The sequence below is a fragment of the Rhodovulum strictum genome, assembly GCF_009649175.1.
Classification (GTDB): Bacteria; Pseudomonadota; Alphaproteobacteria; order Rhodobacterales; family Rhodobacteraceae; genus Rhodovulum; species Rhodovulum strictum.
Map to the genome: position 1 here is coordinate 37,951 of NZ_WJPO01000011.1, position 19,937 is coordinate 57,887.

The following is a 19,937-nucleotide window of genomic DNA, read 5'->3' on the forward strand; positions in this document are numbered from 1 at the left end:
ATGGGTCTTCGCCCGAATCCCCCGGGCGTTGTCTTCCCACCATGGCGCAACCGCCCGGCCGGGTCTGTGACTGTGTCACCCGGCCCCGTCGGTTGCCGCGACCCGGGCCAGGGCCTCGGCATCCTCGATCGTCACCAGCCCGCGATCAAGCCGCACCATCCCGCCCCGGGCCAGCACGTCAAGCCTGCGCGAGACGACCTCGCGCGCGGTGCCGATGCGGGTGGCCAGTTCCTGATGGGTGGCGCGCACGGCACCGTCTTCGGCCGAGGCCAGCAATTCGGCCGCCAGGCGGCTTTCGACACGCTGAAAGGCGACCCGTTCCAGAAGCGCCATGATCGCCTGAAGCCGGGTCGCGAAGGCGCCGAAGACGAAGCGGCGGAAGACCGGCGAGCTGTCCATCAGCGACAGAAAGCTTTCGCGCGGGATCAGCACCGCCTCGCAATCGGTGACGGTGATCGCCTCGCCGGTGTAATCCTCGCCGCCCAGAAGGCCGAGGGTGGATTGAACGCAGGATTGGCCCGGTTCGATGGCGTAAAGCAGGATCTCGCGGCCGGTCGGGCCAACCAGATACACCTCGACCCGGCCGCCCAGAAGGATGGTAAAGCCGCGCGCCGCCTCGCCGGGGCAGAACAGCACCTTGCCCTTGGGCAGGCGCAGCACGGGCAGGTTTTCAAGCCGGGCGGCGGTGCCCGGCTCGATCCCCTCCAGCCCCTCGGCGCGCGAAAGCCAGCTCATGCCCGGCCGCGTTTCTCGAAGCGGGGCAGCATGGCCGAGAAATCCATGCCGCGGCCGTCCTCCTGTTCGACGAAGGCGGCGTAAAGCTCGGCCGCGCGCTGGCCCATGGGCGTGTCGGCATCGGCGGCCTCGGCGGCCTGCTGGGCAAGGCGCAGATCCTTGAGCATCAGTTCGGCGGCGAAACCGGGCTTGTAGTCGTTGTCGGCGGGGCTTTTCGGGCCGATGCCGGGGGCGGGGCAATAGGCGTTCATGGTCCAACTGTAGCCCGACGAGGTCGAGACCACATCGAACATCTTGCCGCGATCCAGCCCCAGCTTGTCGGCCAGCGCGAATGCTTCGCAGGTGGCGATCATGGTGACGCCGAGGATCATGTTGTTGCAGATCTTGGCCGCCTGGCCCGCACCCAAGGCGCCGCAATGCACCGCCTTCTGCCCCATCACGTCGAAAAGCGGGCGGACCTTGTCGAAGGCCGCTTCGCTGCCGCCCGCCATGAAGGTCAGCGTTCCGGCCGCGGCCCCGCCCACACCGCCCGAAACGGGCGCGTCCACCGCCATCTTGCCTGCGGCCTCGGCCTCGGCGGCGACGGCGCGGGCGCTTTCGACATCGACGGTCGAGCAATCCAGCAGCACTGCGCCTGCCTCCATCACGGCCAGCACCTCGGCGGCCACGGCGCGCAGGATGGCGCCGTTGGGCAACATGGTGATGACCACATCCTGCCCGCGCGCGGCCTCGGCGGCGCTGGCGGCCGGGGTGACGCCTTCGGGGCAGGGGGCGGCAAGGTCGAAGCCCGTCACCTGATGGCCCGCCTTTGCAAGGTTCGCCGCCATCGGCGCGCCCATATTGCCCAGTCCGATGAAGCCCACCTTCATGTTCTGTCCTCCTCCAGGTTCAATTCGTCCGGCCCCAGCGGTGCCAGCATCGCCGCCACATCGGCCGCGGGGACCGAGTTCAGGTCGGCATGGCGCCAGTTCGGGTTTCTGTCCTTGTCGATGATTGCCGCGCGGATGCCTTCCAGGAAATCCGCATGTTCCGGCGCGCGATGGGTAAAGCGGTATTCCAGCGCCAGCGCCTCGCGAATGTCGTCGCAGCCCGCAAGGCGGTGCTGCATCTCGATGGTGCAGGCGACCGAAAGCGGGCTGCCCCGGCCAAGGCGGGCCAGCGTGTCGGCGGCAAACTCCGACCCGTCGGCTTGCAGCGCGGCGACGATCCCGGGCAGATCCGGCGCGGCGAACAGCCGGTCCACCAGCGGCTGAAGTCCGGGCAGATCGCCCGGCGGCGGGGGCAGCGCGGCGGCAAGGATGGCGTCGGGATTGCCGGTGGCGACAAGCTGGGCGATCAGGTCGGGCCAGTCGGCTTCGGCCACGAAATGATCGGCAAAGCCCGCAAGGATCGCGTCGGCCGGTCCCATCCGGCGGCCCGTTGCGCCCAGATAGGCCCCCAGCCGCCCCGGCGCGCTGGCCAGCAGCAGCGAACCACCCACATCGGGCACCAGACCGATGCCGCATTCGGGCATGGCGATCTGGCTGGTCTCGCCCACGATGCGGTGGCTGCCGTGACAGCCCACGCCGACGCCGCCGCCCATGGTGAAGCCCTGCATCAGGCTGACCACGGGTTTCGGGTAGCCCGAGACCTTGGCGTTCATCCGGTATTCGTCGCGCCAGAATTTCTGGCCATAGGCGTAGTCGCCCTGCCGGCCGGTTTCATACATCACCGCGATGTCGCCGCCTGCGCAGAACGCCTTGTCGCCCTCGGCGTCGATCACGACCAGCGCCACGGCATCCTCGTGCCGCCAGGCGTCCAGCGCCTTTTCGATCTCAAGGCACATCGGATAGGTCAGCGCATTCAGCGCCTTGGGGCGGGTCAGCGTGATGCGGCCCGCGCGGCCCTCCTGCCGGATCGCGATCTCGCTCATCCGCGGGCCTCGATCATCTGGCGGGCGACGATCAGGCGCATGATCTCGTTGGTGCCTTCGAGGATCTGGTGAACGCGCAGGTCGCGGACGATCTTCTCGATGCCGTAATCGGCCAGATAGCCGTAGCCGCCATGCAGTTGCAGGCATTGATCCGCCACGCGGCTGCCCGCTTCGGTGACGAATTTCTTGGCCATGGCGCAGAATTTCGTGGCATCGGGCGCGCCCTGGTCAAGTTTCCATGCCGCCTGGCGCAGGAAGATGCGCGCGGCCTGCAACTCGATCTCGGCATCGGCCAGCCGGAATTGCAGCGCCTGGAACCGGTCGATGGTCTGCCCGAACGCCTTGCGCTCGCCCATATAGGCAAGCGTGGCGTCAAGGGCGGCCTGTGCGGCGCCCAGCGAACAGGCGGCGATGTTCAGCCGCCCGCCATCGAGCCCCATCATCGCGTAGCGGAACCCCTTGCCCTCCTCGCCCAGAAGGTTCGCGGCCGGGATCGCGCAGGCGTCAAGCTGCACCTGCCGTGTGGGTTGCGCGCGCCAGCCCATCTTGTCCTCGAGCCCGCCAAAGGACAGCCCCGGGGTGCCATCCTCGACATAGAAGGCGGAAATCCCCCGGGGCCCGTCCTCGCCCGTGCGGGCCATCACGATATAGCCATCCGAATAGCCGCCGCCCGAGATGAACGCCTTGGTGCCGGTCAGACTGAAGCCCTCGTTCGTGCGTTCGGCGCGGGTCTTGAGCGCGGCGGCGTCCGAGCCGGAACCGGGTTCGGTCAGGCAGTAGGACAGCACCTTTTCCATGGCAAGCGCCGGGGGCAGAATGCGGGCCTTCTGCTCGGCGCTGCCGAAGCTGTCGATCATCCGGGCGCACATGTTGTGGATCGACAGAAACGCCGCGACCGAGGGGCAGGCCATGCTCAGCGCCTCGAAGACCAGCGTCGCGTCCAGCCGCGTCAGCCCGGCGCCGCCCGACCCTTCGGAGACGTAAAGCCCGCCGAAGCCCAGTGCGCCCAGCTTGGGCCACAGATCGCGGGGGATCGTGCCCTCCTGCTCCCATGCGCGGGCATGGGGGGCGATTTCCTCGGCGCCGAAGGCGCGGGCCATGTCGAAGATCGCGACCTGCTCCTCGCTCAATGCGAATTCCATTGTTCCTCCCCGGAATTATTGAACGCGCGTTCATTTGACAGGCTGCCCGGCGCGAATGCAAGGGGGCCGGGCGTCACAGATCGGCGTTGTATTCCTCGATCAGGGCGCGGACAACGGCGGCCATCGCCTGATCTGCGGTCTTGCCCTCGGCCAGCGCGGCGGCATGGACCCGGCGCTGCCGGTCGGCCGAGGTGCCATCGGCGATCACGTCGCGCGCGGCCTGCACCTCGGCCCAGCAGCCCAGCGCTGCGGCATCGGGTTCGACCAGCGCGATCAGTTCGTCCAGCAGGTCGGGGAAGGGGACAAGTTCCTTGCGGCCGAAATCGATCAGCCCCTCGGTCACGCCATAGCGTTGCGCGCGCCAGCGGTTTTCGCCCACCAGGAACCGTTCATAGACCCGCCAGCGCTGGTTCTTTCCGGCCAGCCGCCACAGCATCCGGGCGATGCACTGGGTCAGCGCGGCGATGGACAGCGCATGTTCCAGCCGGGGCGAGACATCGCAGATCCGGGTTTCCAGCGTCGGGAACCGGGCCGAGGGGCGCAGATCCCACCAGATTTTCGTGGCGTCCTCGATCAGGCCCAGCCTGACCAGCGCGCCGACCGAGCGTTCGTAATCCGACCAGCTTTCGAACCGCGGCGGCAGGCCGGTGCGGGGCAGGTTGTCGAACACCGTCAGCCGGTACGAGGCCAGCCCCGTATTCACCCCCTTCCAGAACGGCGAGGAGGCCGACATCGCCAGAAGATGCGGCAGGAAATAGGACATCTGCGCCATCAGGTCGATCCGCTGGTCGGGATCGGGGATGCCGACATGGACATGCATCCCGCAGATCAGCATCCGCCGCGCCACGCCCGCCAGCGCGCGTTCCAGATCGTTGTAGCGCTGCTTGTCGGTGTGGTGCTGTTCCTGCCAGTCGGCGATGGGGTGGCAGGACACGGCGATGGGGGCCAGACCATGGGCGGCGGCCTGTTTCGCGACGGTGGCGCGCAACCGGCGCAGGTCTTCGCGCGCCTCGGGCACGGTGCGGCAGACGCGGGTGCCGACCTCGATCTGGCATTGCAGGAATTCGGGCGTCACCTGGCCGCCCAGCTCGGCGGCGCAGGACTCCATCAATGCCTTGGGTGCCTCGACAAGGGCGCAGGTCGCGGTATCGACGAGCAGGTATTCCTCTTCGATGCCGATGCTGAAATCGGGGGAGGTGACGGTCATCGAGCGGCCCTTCGGCGATGGCATGCCTGCGCATTGTCAGCAGGAAACATCCGGGGCGGCAAGCATTTCGCGTGGAGCAGGGGAAAAGGGCCGAAGCGATTCGTGAAGAACAACCAAGGGGCGACATCAGTCGGGGTGACATGCGGCTGCCGCGAAAGTTGCCGTGGCGTCAGCAGGAAACATGCGCGCGTCAGGGTCGAAAAGCGACATCCCCCGTCGGTTCCTTGTTTGAGATGACAGAGTATCGTCGTATTTCTGTCGTGATTGGAAGTGGCTCGCGAGGGGCGGTGCTGCGTTTATTTGAGGGGGAAGGCATGAACCTATTGAAGACGACAGCGGCAGCGGCCGTCGCTGCGGTGGTGATGGCGGGGGCGGCGTCGGCGGCGACGTGTTCTTTCGGCAATGTGAGTTACACGGTCAACCAGGGCAGTCCGGACGCGGTTCTGGACAAGTTCTGCGCGTCGGGCAATGACACCAACACCATTACCGACAGCTACACCCTGTTCAGCATGGCCGGCTGGACCCTTGGCGACAAGACCGACGATGCGACCGCCGGCGACGGGAATGTGTCCTTCGCACTTTTCGAACTCGACGATGACAATGACGACGGTGTTCTGAACTGGGAACTGCTGAACCCGTTTGGCTATCAGTACGTCGCTCTGACGCTGAAGCAGGCAAACTCCTTCGCCGCGTTCCTGCTCGACACGACCAAGCCGCTGGTCGGTACATGGAGCACCTCGGGTCCCGGCAATTCCAAGGACGGCCTCTCGCACGGCTCGGCGTATTACAACGGCGAACCGAACCTGGTTCCGCTGCCCGCCGCGGGCTGGTTGCTGCTCGCGGGCATCGGCGGTTTGGCCGCGCTGCGCCGCAAAAAGGCCTGACACGCCCGCGCCACAGCGCACCTGACAAAAAAGGGCGGCCCCCAAGGCCGCCCTTTCTCGTTTCAGTCCATCTGCTTGAAGTGGAACTCCCCGCCTTCCTTCAGGCCGGACGGCCAGCGCGAGGTGACGGTTTTCGTGCGAGTGTAGAAGCGGAAGGCGTCGGGGCCGTGCTGGTTCAGGTCGCCGAAGCCCGATTTCTTCCAGCCGCCAAAGGTGTGATAGGCCAGCGGCACCGGGATCGGCACGTTGATGCCGACCATGCCCACATTCACCCGGTTGGCAAAATCGCGCGCGGTGTCGCCGTCGCGGGTGAAGATCGCGGTGCCGTTGCCATATTCGTGGTCCATGGCATAGCCCAGCGCCTCTTCGTAGGTTTTCGTGCGCACGGTGGACAGCACGGGGCCGAAGATCTCGGTCTTGTAGATGTCCATGTCGCGGGTCACGCGGTCGAACAGCGTGGGGCCGACGAAATATCCGTTTTCATAGCCTTGCAGGGCGAAGTTGCGGCCGTCTACGACGATTTCGGCGCCCTGGGCCACGCCCGAATCGATCAGTCCCAGCACGCGGGCCTTGGCCTCGGCGGTCACGAGCGGGCCGTAATCGACGTCATTGCCCGCGGTATAGGGGCCGACCTTCAGCTTTTCGATGCGGGGGACGAGTTTCTCGATCAGGCGGTCGGCGGTTTCCTCACCAACCGGCAGCGCGACCGAGATCGCCATGCAGCGTTCGCCCGCCGCGCCATAGCCCGCCCCCACCAGCGCATCCGCCGCCTGGTCCATGTCGGCATCGGGCATGATGATCATGTGGTTCTTGGCGCCGCCGAAACATTGCACCCGCTTGCCGTTGGAACAGCCGCGGCCATAGATGTACTCGGCGATGGGGGTCGAACCGACGAAGCCGATGGCCTGGATCAACGGGTTGTCGAGGATCGCGTCGACCGCCTCCTTGTCGCCGTTGACGACCTGCAAGAGGCCATCGGGCAGCCCCGCCTCCTGCAACAGTTCGGCCAGCATCAGCGGCACGGACGGATCGCGTTCCGAGGGCTTGAGGATGAAGGCGTTGCCGCAGGCCAGTGCGGGGCCCATCTTCCACAGCGGGATCATGGCGGGGAAGTTGAACGGCGTGATGCCCGCGACGACGCCCAGCGGCTGGCGCATCGAATACATGTCGATGCCGGGGCCGGCGCTGTCGGTGAAATCGCCCTTCAGCATCTGCGGCGCCCCGATGCAGAACTCGATCACCTCAAGCCCGCGCTGCACGTCGCCTTTCGCGTCGGGAATGGTCTTGCCATGCTCCGAGGACAGAACCTCGGCCAGCTTGTCCATGTCGCGGTGGATCAGGCGGACGAATTCCATCATCACCCGGCCGCGTTTCTGCGGGTTGGTCGCGCCCCACGCGGGCTGGGCGGCGGCGGCGGCGGCGATGGCGGCATCCATCTCGGCCTTGGAGGCCAGCGGCACGCGCGCCTGCACCTCGCCCAGCGCGGGGTTGTAGACATCGGCGAAACGGCCCGAGGTCCCCTTGACCTGCTGGCCGTTCACGAAATGGGTCAGTTCCTTCATGGCAATCCTCCCGGGAATCCTGTGTGCGCGCAGGATAGTCTTGCAGAATTCCCCGGAAAAGCGGCAGTTTGCCAAAGGTGTTTTGCGAAAATGCAAGGACATGGGCATGAACTGGGACGACATGCGGCTGTTTCTGGCTGTGGCGCGGGCCGAAAGCCTGACCGGGGCGGGCAAGGTGCTGAAGCTGGACCCCGCAACGCTGGGCCGTCGCATCGCCCGGCTGGAAGAGACGCTGGGCGCGGCGCTCTTTGCCCGCTCGCCGCGCGGCTACGGGCTGACCGAGGCGGGCGAACGGCTGATGGACCGCGCGATGCAGGCCGAACAGGCGCTGACCGAGGGGGCCGAGGAATTGCGCGGGCAGGGCGGGCAACTGACCGGCTCGGTCCGGATCGGGGCGCCGGACGGGGTGGCGAATTTCCTGCTGCCGCAGGTGACGGCGGCGATCTGCGATGCCAATCCGGGGCTGGAGGTGCAGATCGTGGCGCTGCCGCGGGTGTTCAACCTGTCGCGCCGCGAGGCCGACATGGCAATCGCCGTCAGCCCGCCCGAGACCGGGCGGCTGACCGTGCAGCGGGTCACCGATTACCGGCTGCACCTGGTCGCCCATCGCGACTATCTGGCCCGGCATCCGCCGATCCGCGGGCTGGCCGATCTGACGGGGCACCGGATCGTGGGGTATATCCCTGACATGATCTTTGACAGCGAACTGGATTACCTGTCCGAGATCGGGGTCGAGCGGGTGCCGCTGGCCTCGAACTCGGTCGCGGTGCAGCTGAACTGGCTGCGGGCGGGGGCGGGGCTGGGGATCGTGCATGATTTCGCGATTCCCGCGGCGCCGGGGCTGGTCAGGGTGCTGCCCGATCAGGTGTCGCTGAAGCGCAGCTTCTATCTGATCCGCCATGGCGGCGACCGCAAGCTGGCCCGGCTGAACCGCTTCGCTTCCCTGCTGTTCGACGGGCTTCGCGCAGAAGTTGCCCGGCTTGAGGCACGGATCGCTTGACAGATTGTCGCAGTCGGGGCGACGCTGAACCCCGGTCCCGTTCGGGGCGCTATGGGGAGAGGCGCGATGCAAGTCCATCAGATCCTGAAATCCAAGCTGGTGCCGGGTGTGGCGACGGTGATGCCGGACACCACGGTTGCCCAGGCCGCGGCGGAACTGGCCGCAAGGCGGATCGGCTCGCTGGTGGTCAGCGACGCTTCCGGCACGCTGGAAGGCATCCTGTCCGAACGCGATATCGTGCGCGAGGTCGGTCGGCGGGGATCCGAAGTGCTCGGGCAGCCCGTCGCGGCAATCATGACCCGCACGATCCAGACCTGCACGCTTGAGGATACGGCCCATCAGGTCCTGGCGCGCATGACCGAGGGACGGTTCCGCCACATGCCGGTGATGGACAAGGGGCGGATGGTGGCGCTGATCTCGATCGGCGATGTGGTCAAGGCGCGGCTGTCCGAACTGTCGATGGAGAAGGACGCGCTGGAAGGCATGATCATGGGGTTCTGAGTGGCGCTGCGTCGTGCAGGGGGCGCGGTCGATGCTGCACTTGCAAAAGGCGCGGCAATATAGTTGCGTGCGGGGAAAGACTGGCAGAAAGGGGCCCCCATGCGCATTGGCCTGTATCCCGGCACATTCGATCCGCTGACGCTTGGCCATATCGATATCATCACGCGGGCCTGCGCGCTGGTCGACCGGCTGGTGATCGGCGTGGCGATCAACCGCGACAAGGGTCCGCTGTTCCCGCTGGAGGATCGCGTGGCGATGATCGAGGCGGAATGCGCGGCGCTGGGCGCGCGGACCGGCACCGAGATCGTGGCGCATCCGTTCGAGAACCTGCTGATCGATTGCGCGCGCGACGTGGGCGCCACGATGATCGTGCGCGGCCTGCGTGCGGTCGCGGATTTCGAGTATGAATTCCAGATGGTCGGCATGAACCGCGCGCTCGATTCCTCGATCGAGACGGTGTTCCTGATGGCGGATGCGCGGCGTCAGGCGATTGCCTCGCGGCTGGTCAAGGAAATCGCGCGGCTGGGGGGCGATGTGTCGTCCTTCGTCACGCCGGCGGTGCGCGACCGGCTGGTGGCGCGCTTCGCCTGAACCGGACCCGATCCAGCGGAGCGCCTGCGGCGCAAGACATTTTCTGGGCGGCCCGTTCCGGACCGCGCGTTGGGTATTTGAACCAAGAAGAAGCAGAGGACGCGCCCGGTGGCCCTGTGACTGTCAACGCCAGAAGGCCAGGGCGTCGATCAGGTCCACGAACTTGCGGGCGAGAAACAGGGTATTGGCAGAGCCGGTCAGCACCTGGTCTGCCGCTGCGGCAAGGGCGACCAGAACGAGCAGCACGATCGCGACGCGATTGCTCATGCGGCGGGGCCGGGGTGGCGGCGGGCTGGGGTGGAGCGGGTCATGGCGTGCTCTGGTCGGCGGGGGGGTGCGCGGTCTTCGGGCAGTAGGTCAAGCATAGGCGGTAAGCCCTTGACTGGAAAGGGGGCGCATTCGGTTGCACCTTGAGATAAAATTGACCCAAGTCCCGCTGCACCGATTCGGTCCCGGGGGGTGGACTGGGGCGAGGCAGAACGGCCGGGGAACAGGCAGAGATGAGCGAGATCACCGAGTTCGAGCGGCGGATTACCGCGGCTTTGGAAAGGATCGGGGCGGGGCTGGAAAGGCTGGAGCGGATCGACCCCGACCGGCCCGATCCCGCCGAGCTTGAGGGCCTGCGCGAGGCGCTGGAAATCGAGCGCAGCACCAATGCCCAGTTGAACGATCGCGTGAAGGCGATCCGCGAGCGGCAGGAGACCCAGGTTGCACGGCTGGATCGGCGTGCGCATGAGATGACCGAGCGCGCCGAGGCGCTGGAGGCAGAGGTCGAGCGGCTGCGCGCGGTCAATGCGCGGTTGCGCGAGACGAGCGCGGCATTGCGCGCGGCCAATGCCGAGGGACTGGGCGATCCCGTGGCAATCGACGCGGCGATGATGGCCGAGCTTGCCGCGCTGGAGGCGTTGCGCGCGGGCGACCGGGCCGAGCTGGAGGCGATCATCGCCGATCTGCGGCCGCTGGCCGAAGGAGGGGCCCATGCCTAATGTCGAGATCATCATCGGCGGGCGCAGCTTCGAGGTGGCCTGCCAGTCCGGCGAGGAGCCATTCCTTCAGGCTGCGGCGCGCGCGCTGGATGCCGAGGCGGCGGTGCTGGCGGCGCAGGGCGGGCATCTGCCCGAGTCGCGCATGCTGCTGATGGCTGGGCTGATGCTGGCGGACAAGACCGTGGGGCTGGAGGAACGGCTGCGCGGGATCGAGGCCAAGCTGGGCGAGGCACGCGCCAGGATCGGCGAACTGGAATCCCGCCCCGCGCCAGCGCCCGAGCGCATAGAGGTGCCGGTGATCCCGTCCATCGTGGTCGATACCTTCGCCGAACTGGCGGCGCGGGCGGAATCGCTGGCCGATACGGTCGAGGAAAAGGTGATGGGTGGCTGAGCCTGCTCAGCGCCGCAAGAGCCCCGACAGGATGCGCGCAAGCCAGTTTCGGGGCGGCGTGCCGGGCAGGCGGAAATGCGAAAGCCGCCCGCTTTCGAGATCCTCGACCAGCCCATCCATGGCGAAGGCGAGCGGGACGAGGACGCTGCGCGCAGGGCCGCTGGACGGGATCAGGCGCTGACCCGGGGCGTCGTGCAGGTCGAGCCGGGCGGTGCATCCGGCCAGTTTCAGCGCCAATGCGGGCGGTGCGCTTGCGGGCAGGCGGGCGATCAGGTCCGCCGCCTCGGCCGAGACCTCGGGGCGGCGGTCAAGTTCGATCATCGCGGCGATGGGGTCATGCAGCACCAGCGCCTGCACCCGGCGGCCGAAGCGGATGTGGGTTTCGCTGCGCACCTGACAGGCGAGTGGCCCGGCTAGGTAGCGCGCGACACGGTCCAGCGCCAGCCCATGCCCGGCCGGGCCATACCAGAGCCGCGCGCGCAGCATGGCCGTCTCAGGCGTTGGCGGCGCGGATCTTGTCGGCGGCTTCCTTTGAATAGGCCACGCCCTTGTCGTCGAAGAGCTTGTCGAGCTCGCCCGACAGCGTCATCTCGGTGACGATATCGCAGCCGCCGATGAACTCGCCCTTGACGTAAAGCTGGGGGATGGTCGGCCAGTCCGAGAAATCCTTGATGCCCTGGCGGATATCCTCGTCGGCGAGCACGTTGATATCGGCGAACTCGACCCCCATGAAGTTCAGCACGCCCGCTACGCGGCTGGAGAATCCGCATTGCGGCATCTCGCGGGTGCCCTTCATGAACAGGACGACGCTGTTGCCGTCGATGGTTTCCTTGATGCGCGTTTCTGCGTCGGACATGGGGTCACTCCGGAGCTTTGGTGGTGAGGGCAAGCGCGTGGAGCGCGCCCTTGGAGCCCTCCATCTGCTCTTTCAGGGCGGCATAGACGGCGCGCTGCTGCTGAACGCGGTTCTGGCCGCGGAAGCTTTCGTCGATCACCTCGGCGGCATAGTGGTTTCCGTCGCCGGCGATGTCGGTGATGGTGATCTGCGCATCGGGAAATTTCGCGCGGATCAGGGCTTCGATCTCTTCGGGCGCGATGGCCATTCGGGGCTCCGTCCTGTTCGTCGTGGTCAAGGTAAGCGCGTCGGCAAACCGCCGCAAGGGCCGCGTTGGGGCTTAGCCCAGTGCCTCGGCAAAGGCGCTGCGATAAAGGGCGGCAAGCTCTGCCAGTGGCGCAGAGGCGGCGCCGAAGCCGACCTTGTCGCCGCCGAACCGGCCCACGGTGGCCAGCGGCACGCCCGCCTTGCCGGCGGCCACCATCAGCGCCTCGGCGGCGTCGAAGGGGGCGACGATCAGGTAGCGGGCCTGATCCTCGCCGAACAGCGTGGGGGTGTCGGCGGCATCCAGATGCACGCCCACGCCGGCCGCCTCGGCCATCTCGAAGGCGGCGAGCGCGAGGCCGCCATCCGACAGGTCGGTGGCGGCGGCGATCAGGTGGCGGTTGGCGCGGATGAACTCGCCATGCGCGCGCTCTGCGGCAAGGTCAACGGGCGGCGCGTCGCCATCCTCGCGGTTGAACACCTCGTAGAGCAGGGCGGATTGGCCCAGATGGCCGGTCGTGTTGCCCAGCAGCAGCGCCAGATGGCCCTCTTGCGGGGTTCCGGCGATCACCTGGTCGATATGGTCGATCAGGCCGACCGCGCCGATGGTGGGGGTGGGCAGGATCGGGCTGCCATCGGTTTCGTTGTAAAGCGAGACATTGCCCGACACGATGGGCAGGTCGAGCGCGCGGCAGGCGGCACCGATGCCCTGGATCGCGCCGACGAACTGGCCCATGATCTCGGGCTTTTCGGGGTTGCCAAAGTTCAGGTTGTCGGTGGCGGCGAGCGGGCGCGCGCCGACTGCGCAAAGATTGCGGAAGGCTTCGGCCACGGCCTGCTTGCCGCCCTCGACCGGGTTGGCGCGGACATAGCGCGGCGTCACGTCCGAGGTGAAGGCCAGCGCCTTGTCGGTGCCATGCACGCGCACGATGCCTGCGCCAAGACCGGGGCGGCGGATCGTGTCCCCCATCACCTGGCTGTCATATTGTTCGTAGACCCAGTGCTTGGCGGCATGGTTCGGCGAGCCGATCAGTGCCTTGAGCGCGTCGATCGGGTCGATGCCCGGCACCTCGGCGAGCGGCGCGGGGGCGGGGGGCGGCACCCAGGGGCGGTCGTATTCGGGGGCCGAGGAGGAGAGTTTCGACAGCGGCAGGTCGGCCTTGCATTCACCCCGGTGCAGGATCAGGAAACGGTCCTCGGGGATCGTCTCGCCGACGATGGCGAAGTCGAGATCCCATTTCTCGAAGATCGCGCGGGCTTCGGCCTCCTTTTCGGGGCGCAGCACCATGAGCATGCGTTCCTGGCTTTCGGACAGCATCATCTCGTAGGCGGTCATGGCGGTTTCGCGCTGCGGCACGGCGTCGAGATCCAGCCGGATGCCAAGGCCGCCCTTGTCGCCCATCTCGACCGCCGAACAGGTCAGGCCCGCGGCGCCCATGTCCTGAATGGAAATGACGGCGCCCGAGGCCATCAGTTCAAGGCAGGCCTCCATCAGCCGTTTCTCGGTGAAGGGGTCGCCGACCTGTACCGTGGGGCGTTTTTCCTCGATCCCCTCGTCGAATTCGGCGCTGGCCATGGTGGCCCCGCCCACACCGTCGCGCCCCGTTTTCGCGCCCAGATAGACCACGGGCATGCCGACGCCCGAGGCGGCCGAATAGAAGATGCTGTCGGCATCGGCCAGCCCGGCGGCAAAGGCGTTCACAAGGCAGTTGCCGTTATAGGCGGGGTGGAAGCGGACCTCGCCGCCCACGGTCGGCACACCGAAGCAGTTGCCATAGCCGCCGATGCCCTCGACCACGCCATGCACCAGTTGCCGGGTCTTGGGGTGATCGACCTGCCCGAAGGACAGAGCGTTCATCGCCGCGATGGGGCGGGCGCCCATGGTAAAGACGTCGCGCAGGATGCCGCCCACGCCGGTCGCGGCGCCCTGATAGGGCTCGATGTAACTCGGGTGGTTGTGGCTTTCCATCTTGAAGACCACGGCCTGCCCGTCGCCGATGTCCACGACGCCCGCATTCTCGCCGGGGCCGCAGATCACCTGCGGACCCTCGGTATGCAGGGTGCGCAACCATTTCTTGGACGACTTGTAGGAGCAATGCTCGTTCCACATCGCCGAGAAGATGCCAAGCTCGGTAAAGCTGGGCGCGCGGTTCAGAATCCGCAGGATTTCCGCGTATTCCTCGGGCTTGAGCCCATGGGCCGCGATCAGCTCGTCGGTGATGGCCGGTTCCTGCATCGTCTTTCCCCACATGTCGCCTTTGGGCGGCTGTTTAAGCCAAGGCGCGGGGCGGGGAAAGGGGCCGCGGGGGTTTCAGCCGTCGATCCGCGCCCCGATCTCGGCCAATGCGCGCTGGTAGACGCCGGCCGCGTTCCATTGCTTGAGCACCTCGAAATTGTGGCTGCCCGGTTGATAGGATTCCCCCGGCCGCCAGCCCTTTTGCCGCAGGAAATTCGCGGTCGAGGCCAGCGCGTCGGCCATGTCGGTCAGGTCGATCCGCCCGTCGCCATTGCCGTCCTGGCCATAGGTCAGGGCATTTCCGGGCAGGAACTGGGTATGGCCCAGCTCGCCATGCATCGCGCCGATGGCGCCGGGCGACATCATCCCCCGGTCGATCATCCTGAGCGCCCCAATCAGGTGGGGGCGGAAGAAATCCGGCCTGCGGCAATCGAAGGCCAGCGTCGCGGTGGCGTTCAGCACGTTGGCATTGCCCATGAAGCGGCCAAAGGCGGTTTCCATCCCGTGAATTGCGATCAGTACCCCCGCGGGGACACCGTAGACCCGTTCGAGCGAAGCATAGAAGGCCGGGTTCTGCACCTTGCGGCTGCGGCCCTGCTGGGCGATCACGTCGCAGCCGCGCTTCTGGCAGAATTCGGGATAGCTGAGGCGGAAACTGCGCTGGTTGCGGTCGGCATTGATCGTGGCTTGGGCGTATTGCGTTGCCGCCAGCGCCGCGAGCCCGCGCTGGCCGATCCCGGCGCTGGCGGCTTCACGGGCGAAGTCGCGTTTCCAGGTCTCGAAACCGGCGGCGCCATCCCCGCAGGGCGTGGCAAGCGCCGGTCCGGCAAGGCAGAGCGCGGCAACGGTAAGGGCGAAGGCACGGATTCGCATGAGGTATCTCCTGTCGGTCGAGCATGACAATAGCGCCCGCCGCCCGGTGACCCAATGCCGGATTCGGACGATTTTGGACAGCGGCCCCAGGGCCGATGCCGCTACACTGACGTTCTGATGCTGCCCGGCAAATGTGCCCGATGTCCCCTGGGGCGCCTGGAAAGCGGGCATCCGGTGTCCGGAACAAAAAAAGGCCGAGCAAAAAGCTCGGCCCAAGTCCAACAGGGAGGTAAAGACGAAAGCGCTGCTTCCGCCTTCGTCACAGCAATTATGGACGCTCTGGCGCTGGTTCAAGGTAAAAAACGCGGCAGGGTTGCATGCCCGTCATGCGTGTGACAGATATCTCACAATCCTGACGTGTCTTTCTCGCGCTGGCGCTTTTCCGTGATCTGCTCTGTGATGAATTCGCGGAAGGCGGCGATCCGGCGCGAGGCGCGCAGTTCTTCGGGATAGGCCAGAAAGACCGGAACCTCGTTCGATTCGATTGCGGGCAGTACCCGGACAAGTTGCGGGTGATCCTCGGTGACATAGTCGGGCAGCACGCCTATCCCCAGACCGTTCAGAACCGCCTGAAGCACGCCGAAATAGTTGTTCACCGTCAGGGTCGAGCGGATCGGGTGGGCCAGCAATTCCTGCACCAGCCGCGCGCCCGCGCTGACCTGCGCGGTCGAGGTGTTCTGACAGATCAGCCGGTGGGTCGCGAGATCGTCGAGGCTGGCGGGCGTGCCGTGTTCATCGAGATAGGATTGCACCGAATAAAGCTGCATCCGCACGCTCATCAGGCGCAGGCGGATCAGGTCGGCCTGGCTGGGTTCCTTCATGCGGATGGCAACGTCGGCCTCGCGCATTGGCAGATCGAGCACCTGTTCGGACAGCATCAGGTCGATGCGCAATTCGGGGTAGCGTTCGTAGAGGATGGGCAGTCGCTTGGCCAGCCAGAGCGAGCCGAAGCCGGTGGTGGTGGTCACGCGCAACTCGCCGAACACCTCCTCGACACTGTCGCGGATGCGCGCGACGGCGGCCTCCAGCCGCTTGCTCATCGCGGTGGTGGCGTCGAACAGCAACTCGCCCTGTTCGGTGAGAATCAGCCCGCGCGCATGGCGGTGGAACAGGGTCGAGCCAAGACTGTCCTCCAGCGCGCGGATCTGGCGGCTGACGGCGGATTGCGACAGGTGCAGCGTTTCGCCCGCATGTGTCAGGCTGCCCGCGTCTGCGACCGCGTGGAAGATCCGGAGCTTGTCCCAGTCCATCATGCAATTCCTGCAATGCTGCCATGCCCGCCTGCGCGGTGTCCTACAGGTGGGCCTTGTCCGATTGCAAACCAAGATGTGGCGAGGAATTGATTTTGTAGGTCATTAATTTTGACCTATCATGATGCAGGACCGCGAGGGAGGGGCGCGCATGATCCGGCAGGATGTCAGCCTGAACGACCGCTATGACCTGACGAAATCGCCGATCCTCATGAACGGCACCCAGGCGCTGGTGCGGCTGATGCTGATGCAGAAGGCGCGCGACCGGGCGGCCGGGCTGAACACGGCGGGCTATGTCACCGGCTATCGCGGTTCGCCGCTGGGCGCGGTGGACATGACGATGGCCCGCGCGGCGGCGGCGTTGCAGGCGGCGGATGTGCGGTTCCAGCCGGGGCTGAACGAGGATCTGGCGGCCACCGCGCTCTGGGGCACGCAGCAGGCCGAGTTGCGCGGCGAGGGGCGGTTCGATGGCGTCTTCGGGCTGTGGTACGGCAAGGGCCCGGGGGTGGACCGCTCGGGCGATGTGATGAGGCATGCCAACCTTGCGGGTACGTCGCGCCATGGCGGTGTGCTGATGGCATTGGGGGACGATCACACCGGCGAATCCTCGACCACCTGCCACCAGTCGGACTGGGCGCTGGTCGATGCCTACATGCCGGTGCTGTCGCCCGCTGGGGTGCAGGAGATTCTGGATTTCGGGCTTTACGGCTATGCGCTGTCGCGTTTCGCGGGGGTCTGGGTCGGGCTCAAGCTGATGAAGGACACGGTCGAGGTAACCTCCGTGGTGGATGGCCGCCCGGACCGGATGTCCTTTGCCGCACCCGATTTCCCGTTGCCCGAGGGCGGGCTGAACATCCGGCTGGGCGATCACTGGGTCGCGCAGGAAGCGCGGATGATCGACCACAAGCGGTTCGCGGCCGAGGCGTTCGCCCATGCCAACCGCATCGACCGGCGGGTATGGGGCAAGCCGGGGGCCCGGATCGGGCTGGTCGCGGCGGGCAAGAACTGGCTGGATCTGGTGCATGCGCTGGGGCTTCTGGGCATCGACGAGACGCAGGCCGAGCGGCTGGGGATCTCCACCTACAAGGTGGGCCAGACCTTTCCGCTGGACATGAAGGGCTTTGCCGAGTTCGCCGAGGGGCTCGACCTGATCGTGGTGGTCGAGGAAAAGCGCAAGCTGATCGAGGTGCAGGCCAAGGAGGCGATCTTTCACAACCGCCGGGGGCGGCGGATCTATGGTTGGCAGAACGACCGCGGGCAGGAACTGTTCCCCGCGCGCTATGCGCTGGATCCCGTGCTGATCGCCGAGAAGCTGGGCGAGGTTCTGATCGAGGAGGGGCGCGGGTCCGAACGTCTGGCGGCCGCGCTGGATCGTATCCGCGCGGCGCGGCGGGCGGACAATGCGCAGGATCTGGCGGCGCGGCTGCCCTATTTCTGCGCGGGCTGTCCGCATAACAGTTCGACCCGGCTGCCCGAGGGCGCACGCGCCTATGCCGGGATCGGCTGTCATTTCATGGTGCAATGGATGGACCGCGAGACGACGGGCCACACCCATATGGGCGGCGAGGGGGCGAACTGGATCGGCGAGGCGCCGTTCTCGACCCGCGGTCATGTTTTCCAGAACATGGGCGATGGCACCTACAACCATTCGGGCCGCATGGCGATCCATGCCGCGGTGGCGGCAGGCACCAGCATCACCTTCAAGATCCTCTACAATGACGCCGTGGCGATGACCGGCGGGCAGGGCAATGATGGGGGGCTGAGCGCGCCGCAGATCGTGGCGGAACTGGTGGCGGCCGGGCTGCGCCGGGTCGAGGTCGTGCATGACGAGAAGGAGGCGGTGGACCCCAAAGCCTTTCCGCCCGGCGTGCCGCTGCATCCCCGTGCGGACCTGATGGCGGTGCAGGAACGGCTGAGCCGGATCGAGGGGGTGACGGCGATCGTCTATATCCAGACCTGCGCCGCCGAGAAGCGCCGCCGCCGCAAGAAGGGCGCCTTTCCCGATCCGGATCTGCGGGTCTTCATCAATACCGATATCTGCGAGGGTTGCGGCGATTGCGGGGTTCAGTCGAATTGCGTGGCCATCGTGCCGGTCGAGACCGAGTTCGGCCGCAAGCGCGCCATCGACCAGTCGGCCTGCAACAAGGATTTCTCGTGCCTCAAGGGGTTCTGCCCCAGCTTTGTGACGCTCAAGGGCGCGGCGCTGCGGCGCGAGGCACGGGAGATCGAGATTGGCGACCTGCCCGAGCCCGCGCTGCCCGCCATCGCGGGGACATGGAACATGGTCATCACCGGGGTCGGCGGCACCGGCGCGGTGACCATCGGCGCGATTCTGGCGATGGCGGCGCATGTCGAGGGCAAGGGCGCGGGCATGATGGAAATGGCGGGGCTGGCGCAGAAGGGCGGGGCGGTGCATGTCCATTGCCGCATCGCCGAGCGGCCCGGCGATATCTCGGCGATCCGGGTGGCCACGGGCGAGGCCGATGCGGTGATCGGCGGCGATCTGGTGGTGACGGCCGGGGCCAAGACCATCGGGCTGATGACCACGGGGCGCACGGGTGCAGTGGTCAATTCCCATGACATCGTGACCGGTGCCTTTACCCGCGATCCGGCGTTTCGCGTGCCCTCGGACCGGCTGGAACTGGCCTTGCGGGCGCGGTTGAAGGACGGGCTGCACCTGATCGATTCGACGGAGCTGGCGCATCGGCTGATGGGGGACACGATCTATGCCAACATGATCGTCACCGGGGCCGCCTGGCAGCGCGGGCTGGTGCCCCTGTCGCTGGCGGCGATCCTGCGCGCGATCGAGTTGAACGGCGCGGATGCGGCGGGCAACCGGCGGGCCTTCGAGATCGGGCGCTGGGCGGCGCTGCATCCCGACGCGGCAGAGCGGGCCATCGCGGCGCCCGAGGCGCAGCCCCGGACGCTGGCCGAGAAGATCGCCATGCGCGAGGCGCATCTGGCGGCCTATCAGTCGGCGCGGCTGGCGCGGCGCTATCGCCGGATGGTGGACCGGTTCGCCGATCCGCGTCTGAAAGAAGCCGTGGCCAAGGGCTATCACAAGCTGCTGGCCTACAAGGACGAATACGAGGTCGCGCGGCTGCATCTGGACACCGCCGCCAAGGCGCGGGCCGAGTTCGCGGGCGATTTCGAGGTAAGCTATCTGCTGGCGCCGCCCTTCCTGGCCGGGCGCGGTCCCGAGGGCCGACCGGCCAAGCGGCGCTATGGCCCGCGGATGGAACGTGTCTTCCGGCTGTTGGCAGCCATGCGGCGGCTGCGCGGCACGCCGCTGGATCCGTTCGGCTGGCAGGGCGAGCGGCGGCGCGAGCGGGCGGCGATCCGGGCTTACGAGGCGGACATGGCCGAGGTGATTGCGGGGCTGACGCCCGACCGGCTGGAGGCGGCGGTGGCGCTGGCGGAACTGCCGCTGTCGGTCAAGGGGTTCGGCCCGGTCAAGGCGAAGGCCGAGGCCGAGGCGGCCGCGCGGCGCGCGGACTTGCTGGCCGCGTTCCGGGCGGGGGGCGTGGCGCTGCGGCAGGCGGCGGAATAGCGCCAGCCATCGCCGCGC

20 protein-coding genes are annotated in these 19,937 nt (G+C 67.1%); 7 read left to right on the forward strand and 13 right to left on the reverse strand.

The window, feature by feature from the left end; all coding sequences use genetic code 11:
- Window positions 1-75 precede the first annotated feature (75 nt).
- The 5 genes from GH815_RS08825 to GH815_RS08845 all read right to left on the reverse strand — a co-directional run bounded on the left by GH815_RS08825 (window position 76) and on the right by GH815_RS08845 (window position 4,996).
- A complete protein-coding gene (locus GH815_RS08825; RefSeq protein WP_153748408.1) occupies window positions 76-735 on the reverse strand; it encodes a Crp/Fnr family transcriptional regulator in 660 nt (219 codons plus the stop codon).
- A complete protein-coding gene (gene mmsB / locus GH815_RS08830; RefSeq protein WP_153748409.1) occupies window positions 732-1,604 on the reverse strand; it encodes a 3-hydroxyisobutyrate dehydrogenase in 873 nt (290 codons plus the stop codon). The genes GH815_RS08825 and mmsB overlap by 4 nt, the downstream gene beginning before the upstream one ends.
- Window positions 1,601-2,647, reverse strand: a complete 1,047-nt coding sequence (locus GH815_RS08835; RefSeq protein ID WP_153748410.1) for an enoyl-CoA hydratase/isomerase family protein — start codon at window positions 2,645-2,647, stop codon at window positions 1,601-1,603. The genes mmsB and GH815_RS08835 overlap by 4 nt, the downstream gene beginning before the upstream one ends.
- Entirely contained in the window at window positions 2,644-3,789 is a 1,146-nt protein-coding gene (locus GH815_RS08840; protein ID WP_153748411.1) for an acyl-CoA dehydrogenase family protein, read from the reverse strand. Before GH815_RS08840 ends, GH815_RS08835 begins: the two co-directional genes overlap by 4 nt.
- A 73-nt stretch (window positions 3,790-3,862) precedes the next feature.
- Window positions 3,863-4,996: a carboxylate-amine ligase gene (locus GH815_RS08845; RefSeq protein WP_153748412.1), complete on the reverse strand. Its 1,134-nt coding sequence runs from the start codon at window positions 4,994-4,996 to the stop codon at window positions 3,863-3,865.
- A 314-nt stretch (window positions 4,997-5,310) separates the two neighbouring features.
- Here GH815_RS08845 and GH815_RS19175 point away from each other — a divergent pair, with 314 nt between their 5' ends.
- Window positions 5,311-5,880, forward strand: a complete 570-nt coding sequence (locus tag GH815_RS19175; protein ID WP_246176374.1) for a VPLPA-CTERM sorting domain-containing protein — start codon at window positions 5,311-5,313, stop codon at window positions 5,878-5,880.
- Between the two features lie 62 nt (window positions 5,881-5,942).
- On the opposite strand, the gene GH815_RS08855 is transcribed toward GH815_RS19175, so the two are convergent.
- Window positions 5,943-7,442, reverse strand: coding sequence for a CoA-acylating methylmalonate-semialdehyde dehydrogenase (locus tag GH815_RS08855; RefSeq protein ID WP_153748413.1), 1,500 nt, complete (start codon window positions 7,440-7,442; stop codon window positions 5,943-5,945).
- 106 nt (window positions 7,443-7,548) lie between these two features.
- Between GH815_RS08855 and GH815_RS08860 the strand changes: the two genes are divergently transcribed.
- The 3 genes from GH815_RS08860 (at window position 7,549) to coaD (ending at window position 9,534) form a co-directional block, all read left to right on the forward strand.
- Window positions 7,549-8,442: a LysR family transcriptional regulator gene (locus GH815_RS08860; protein ID WP_153748414.1), complete on the forward strand. Its 894-nt coding sequence runs from the start codon at window positions 7,549-7,551 to the stop codon at window positions 8,440-8,442.
- A 66-nt stretch (window positions 8,443-8,508) separates the two neighbouring features.
- Window positions 8,509-8,943, forward strand: a complete 435-nt coding sequence (locus tag GH815_RS08865) for a CBS domain-containing protein (protein ID WP_153748415.1) — start codon at window positions 8,509-8,511, stop codon at window positions 8,941-8,943.
- 99 nt (window positions 8,944-9,042) lie between these two features.
- Window positions 9,043-9,534, forward strand: a complete 492-nt coding sequence (coaD, locus tag GH815_RS08870; protein WP_153748416.1) for a pantetheine-phosphate adenylyltransferase — start codon at window positions 9,043-9,045, stop codon at window positions 9,532-9,534.
- 123 nt (window positions 9,535-9,657) lie between these two features.
- Here coaD and GH815_RS18850 read toward each other — a convergent pair whose 3' ends face one another.
- Window positions 9,658-9,801, reverse strand: a complete 144-nt coding sequence (locus GH815_RS18850; RefSeq protein ID WP_170290324.1) for a hypothetical protein — start codon at window positions 9,799-9,801, stop codon at window positions 9,658-9,660.
- A gap of 233 nt (window positions 9,802-10,034) precedes the next feature.
- Here GH815_RS18850 and GH815_RS08875 point away from each other — a divergent pair, with 233 nt between their 5' ends.
- Both GH815_RS08875 and GH815_RS08880 read left to right on the forward strand, forming a co-directional pair.
- Window positions 10,035-10,520: a hypothetical protein gene (locus GH815_RS08875; protein WP_153748417.1), complete on the forward strand. Its 486-nt coding sequence runs from the start codon at window positions 10,035-10,037 to the stop codon at window positions 10,518-10,520.
- Window positions 10,513-10,911 carry a cell division protein ZapA gene (locus tag GH815_RS08880; RefSeq protein WP_153748418.1) on the forward strand — a complete coding sequence of 133 codons (399 nt, stop codon included), beginning with the start codon at window positions 10,513-10,515 and terminating at the stop codon, window positions 10,909-10,911. The genes GH815_RS08875 and GH815_RS08880 overlap by 8 nt, the downstream gene beginning before the upstream one ends.
- A 6-nt stretch (window positions 10,912-10,917) precedes the next feature.
- On the opposite strand, the gene GH815_RS08885 is transcribed toward GH815_RS08880, so the two are convergent.
- The 6 genes from GH815_RS08885 to GH815_RS08910 all read right to left on the reverse strand — a co-directional run bounded on the left by GH815_RS08885 (window position 10,918) and on the right by GH815_RS08910 (window position 16,369).
- On the reverse strand, window positions 10,918-11,397 hold the full coding sequence (locus GH815_RS08885) for a hypothetical protein (RefSeq protein ID WP_153748419.1): 480 nt from the start codon (window positions 11,395-11,397) through the stop codon (window positions 10,918-10,920).
- A gap of 7 nt (window positions 11,398-11,404) precedes the next feature.
- Window positions 11,405-11,767 (reverse strand): Grx4 family monothiol glutaredoxin, encoded by a 363-nt coding sequence (grxD, locus tag GH815_RS08890; protein ID WP_153748420.1) that lies wholly within the window; start codon window positions 11,765-11,767, stop codon window positions 11,405-11,407.
- Between the two features lie 4 nt (window positions 11,768-11,771).
- The gene (locus GH815_RS08895; protein ID WP_153748421.1) at window positions 11,772-12,014 is read right to left on the reverse strand and encodes a BolA/IbaG family iron-sulfur metabolism protein; all 243 of its coding nucleotides are present in this window, start codon (window positions 12,012-12,014) and stop codon (window positions 11,772-11,774) included.
- Between the two features lie 72 nt (window positions 12,015-12,086).
- The gene (gene purL / locus GH815_RS08900; protein WP_153748465.1) at window positions 12,087-14,246 is read right to left on the reverse strand and encodes a phosphoribosylformylglycinamidine synthase subunit PurL; all 2,160 of its coding nucleotides are present in this window, start codon (window positions 14,244-14,246) and stop codon (window positions 12,087-12,089) included.
- A 75-nt stretch (window positions 14,247-14,321) separates the two neighbouring features.
- Window positions 14,322-15,119: a lytic murein transglycosylase gene (locus tag GH815_RS08905; protein WP_153748422.1), complete on the reverse strand. Its 798-nt coding sequence runs from the start codon at window positions 15,117-15,119 to the stop codon at window positions 14,322-14,324.
- A 344-nt stretch (window positions 15,120-15,463) separates the two neighbouring features.
- Entirely contained in the window at window positions 15,464-16,369 is a 906-nt protein-coding gene (locus GH815_RS08910; protein ID WP_153748423.1) for a LysR family transcriptional regulator, read from the reverse strand.
- 151 nt (window positions 16,370-16,520) lie between these two features.
- On the opposite strand from GH815_RS08910, the gene GH815_RS08915 reads away from it, so the two are divergent.
- Window positions 16,521-19,919 carry an indolepyruvate ferredoxin oxidoreductase family protein gene (locus GH815_RS08915; protein WP_153748424.1) on the forward strand — a complete coding sequence of 1,133 codons (3,399 nt, stop codon included), beginning with the start codon at window positions 16,521-16,523 and terminating at the stop codon, window positions 19,917-19,919.
- Window positions 19,920-19,937 lie beyond the last annotated feature (18 nt).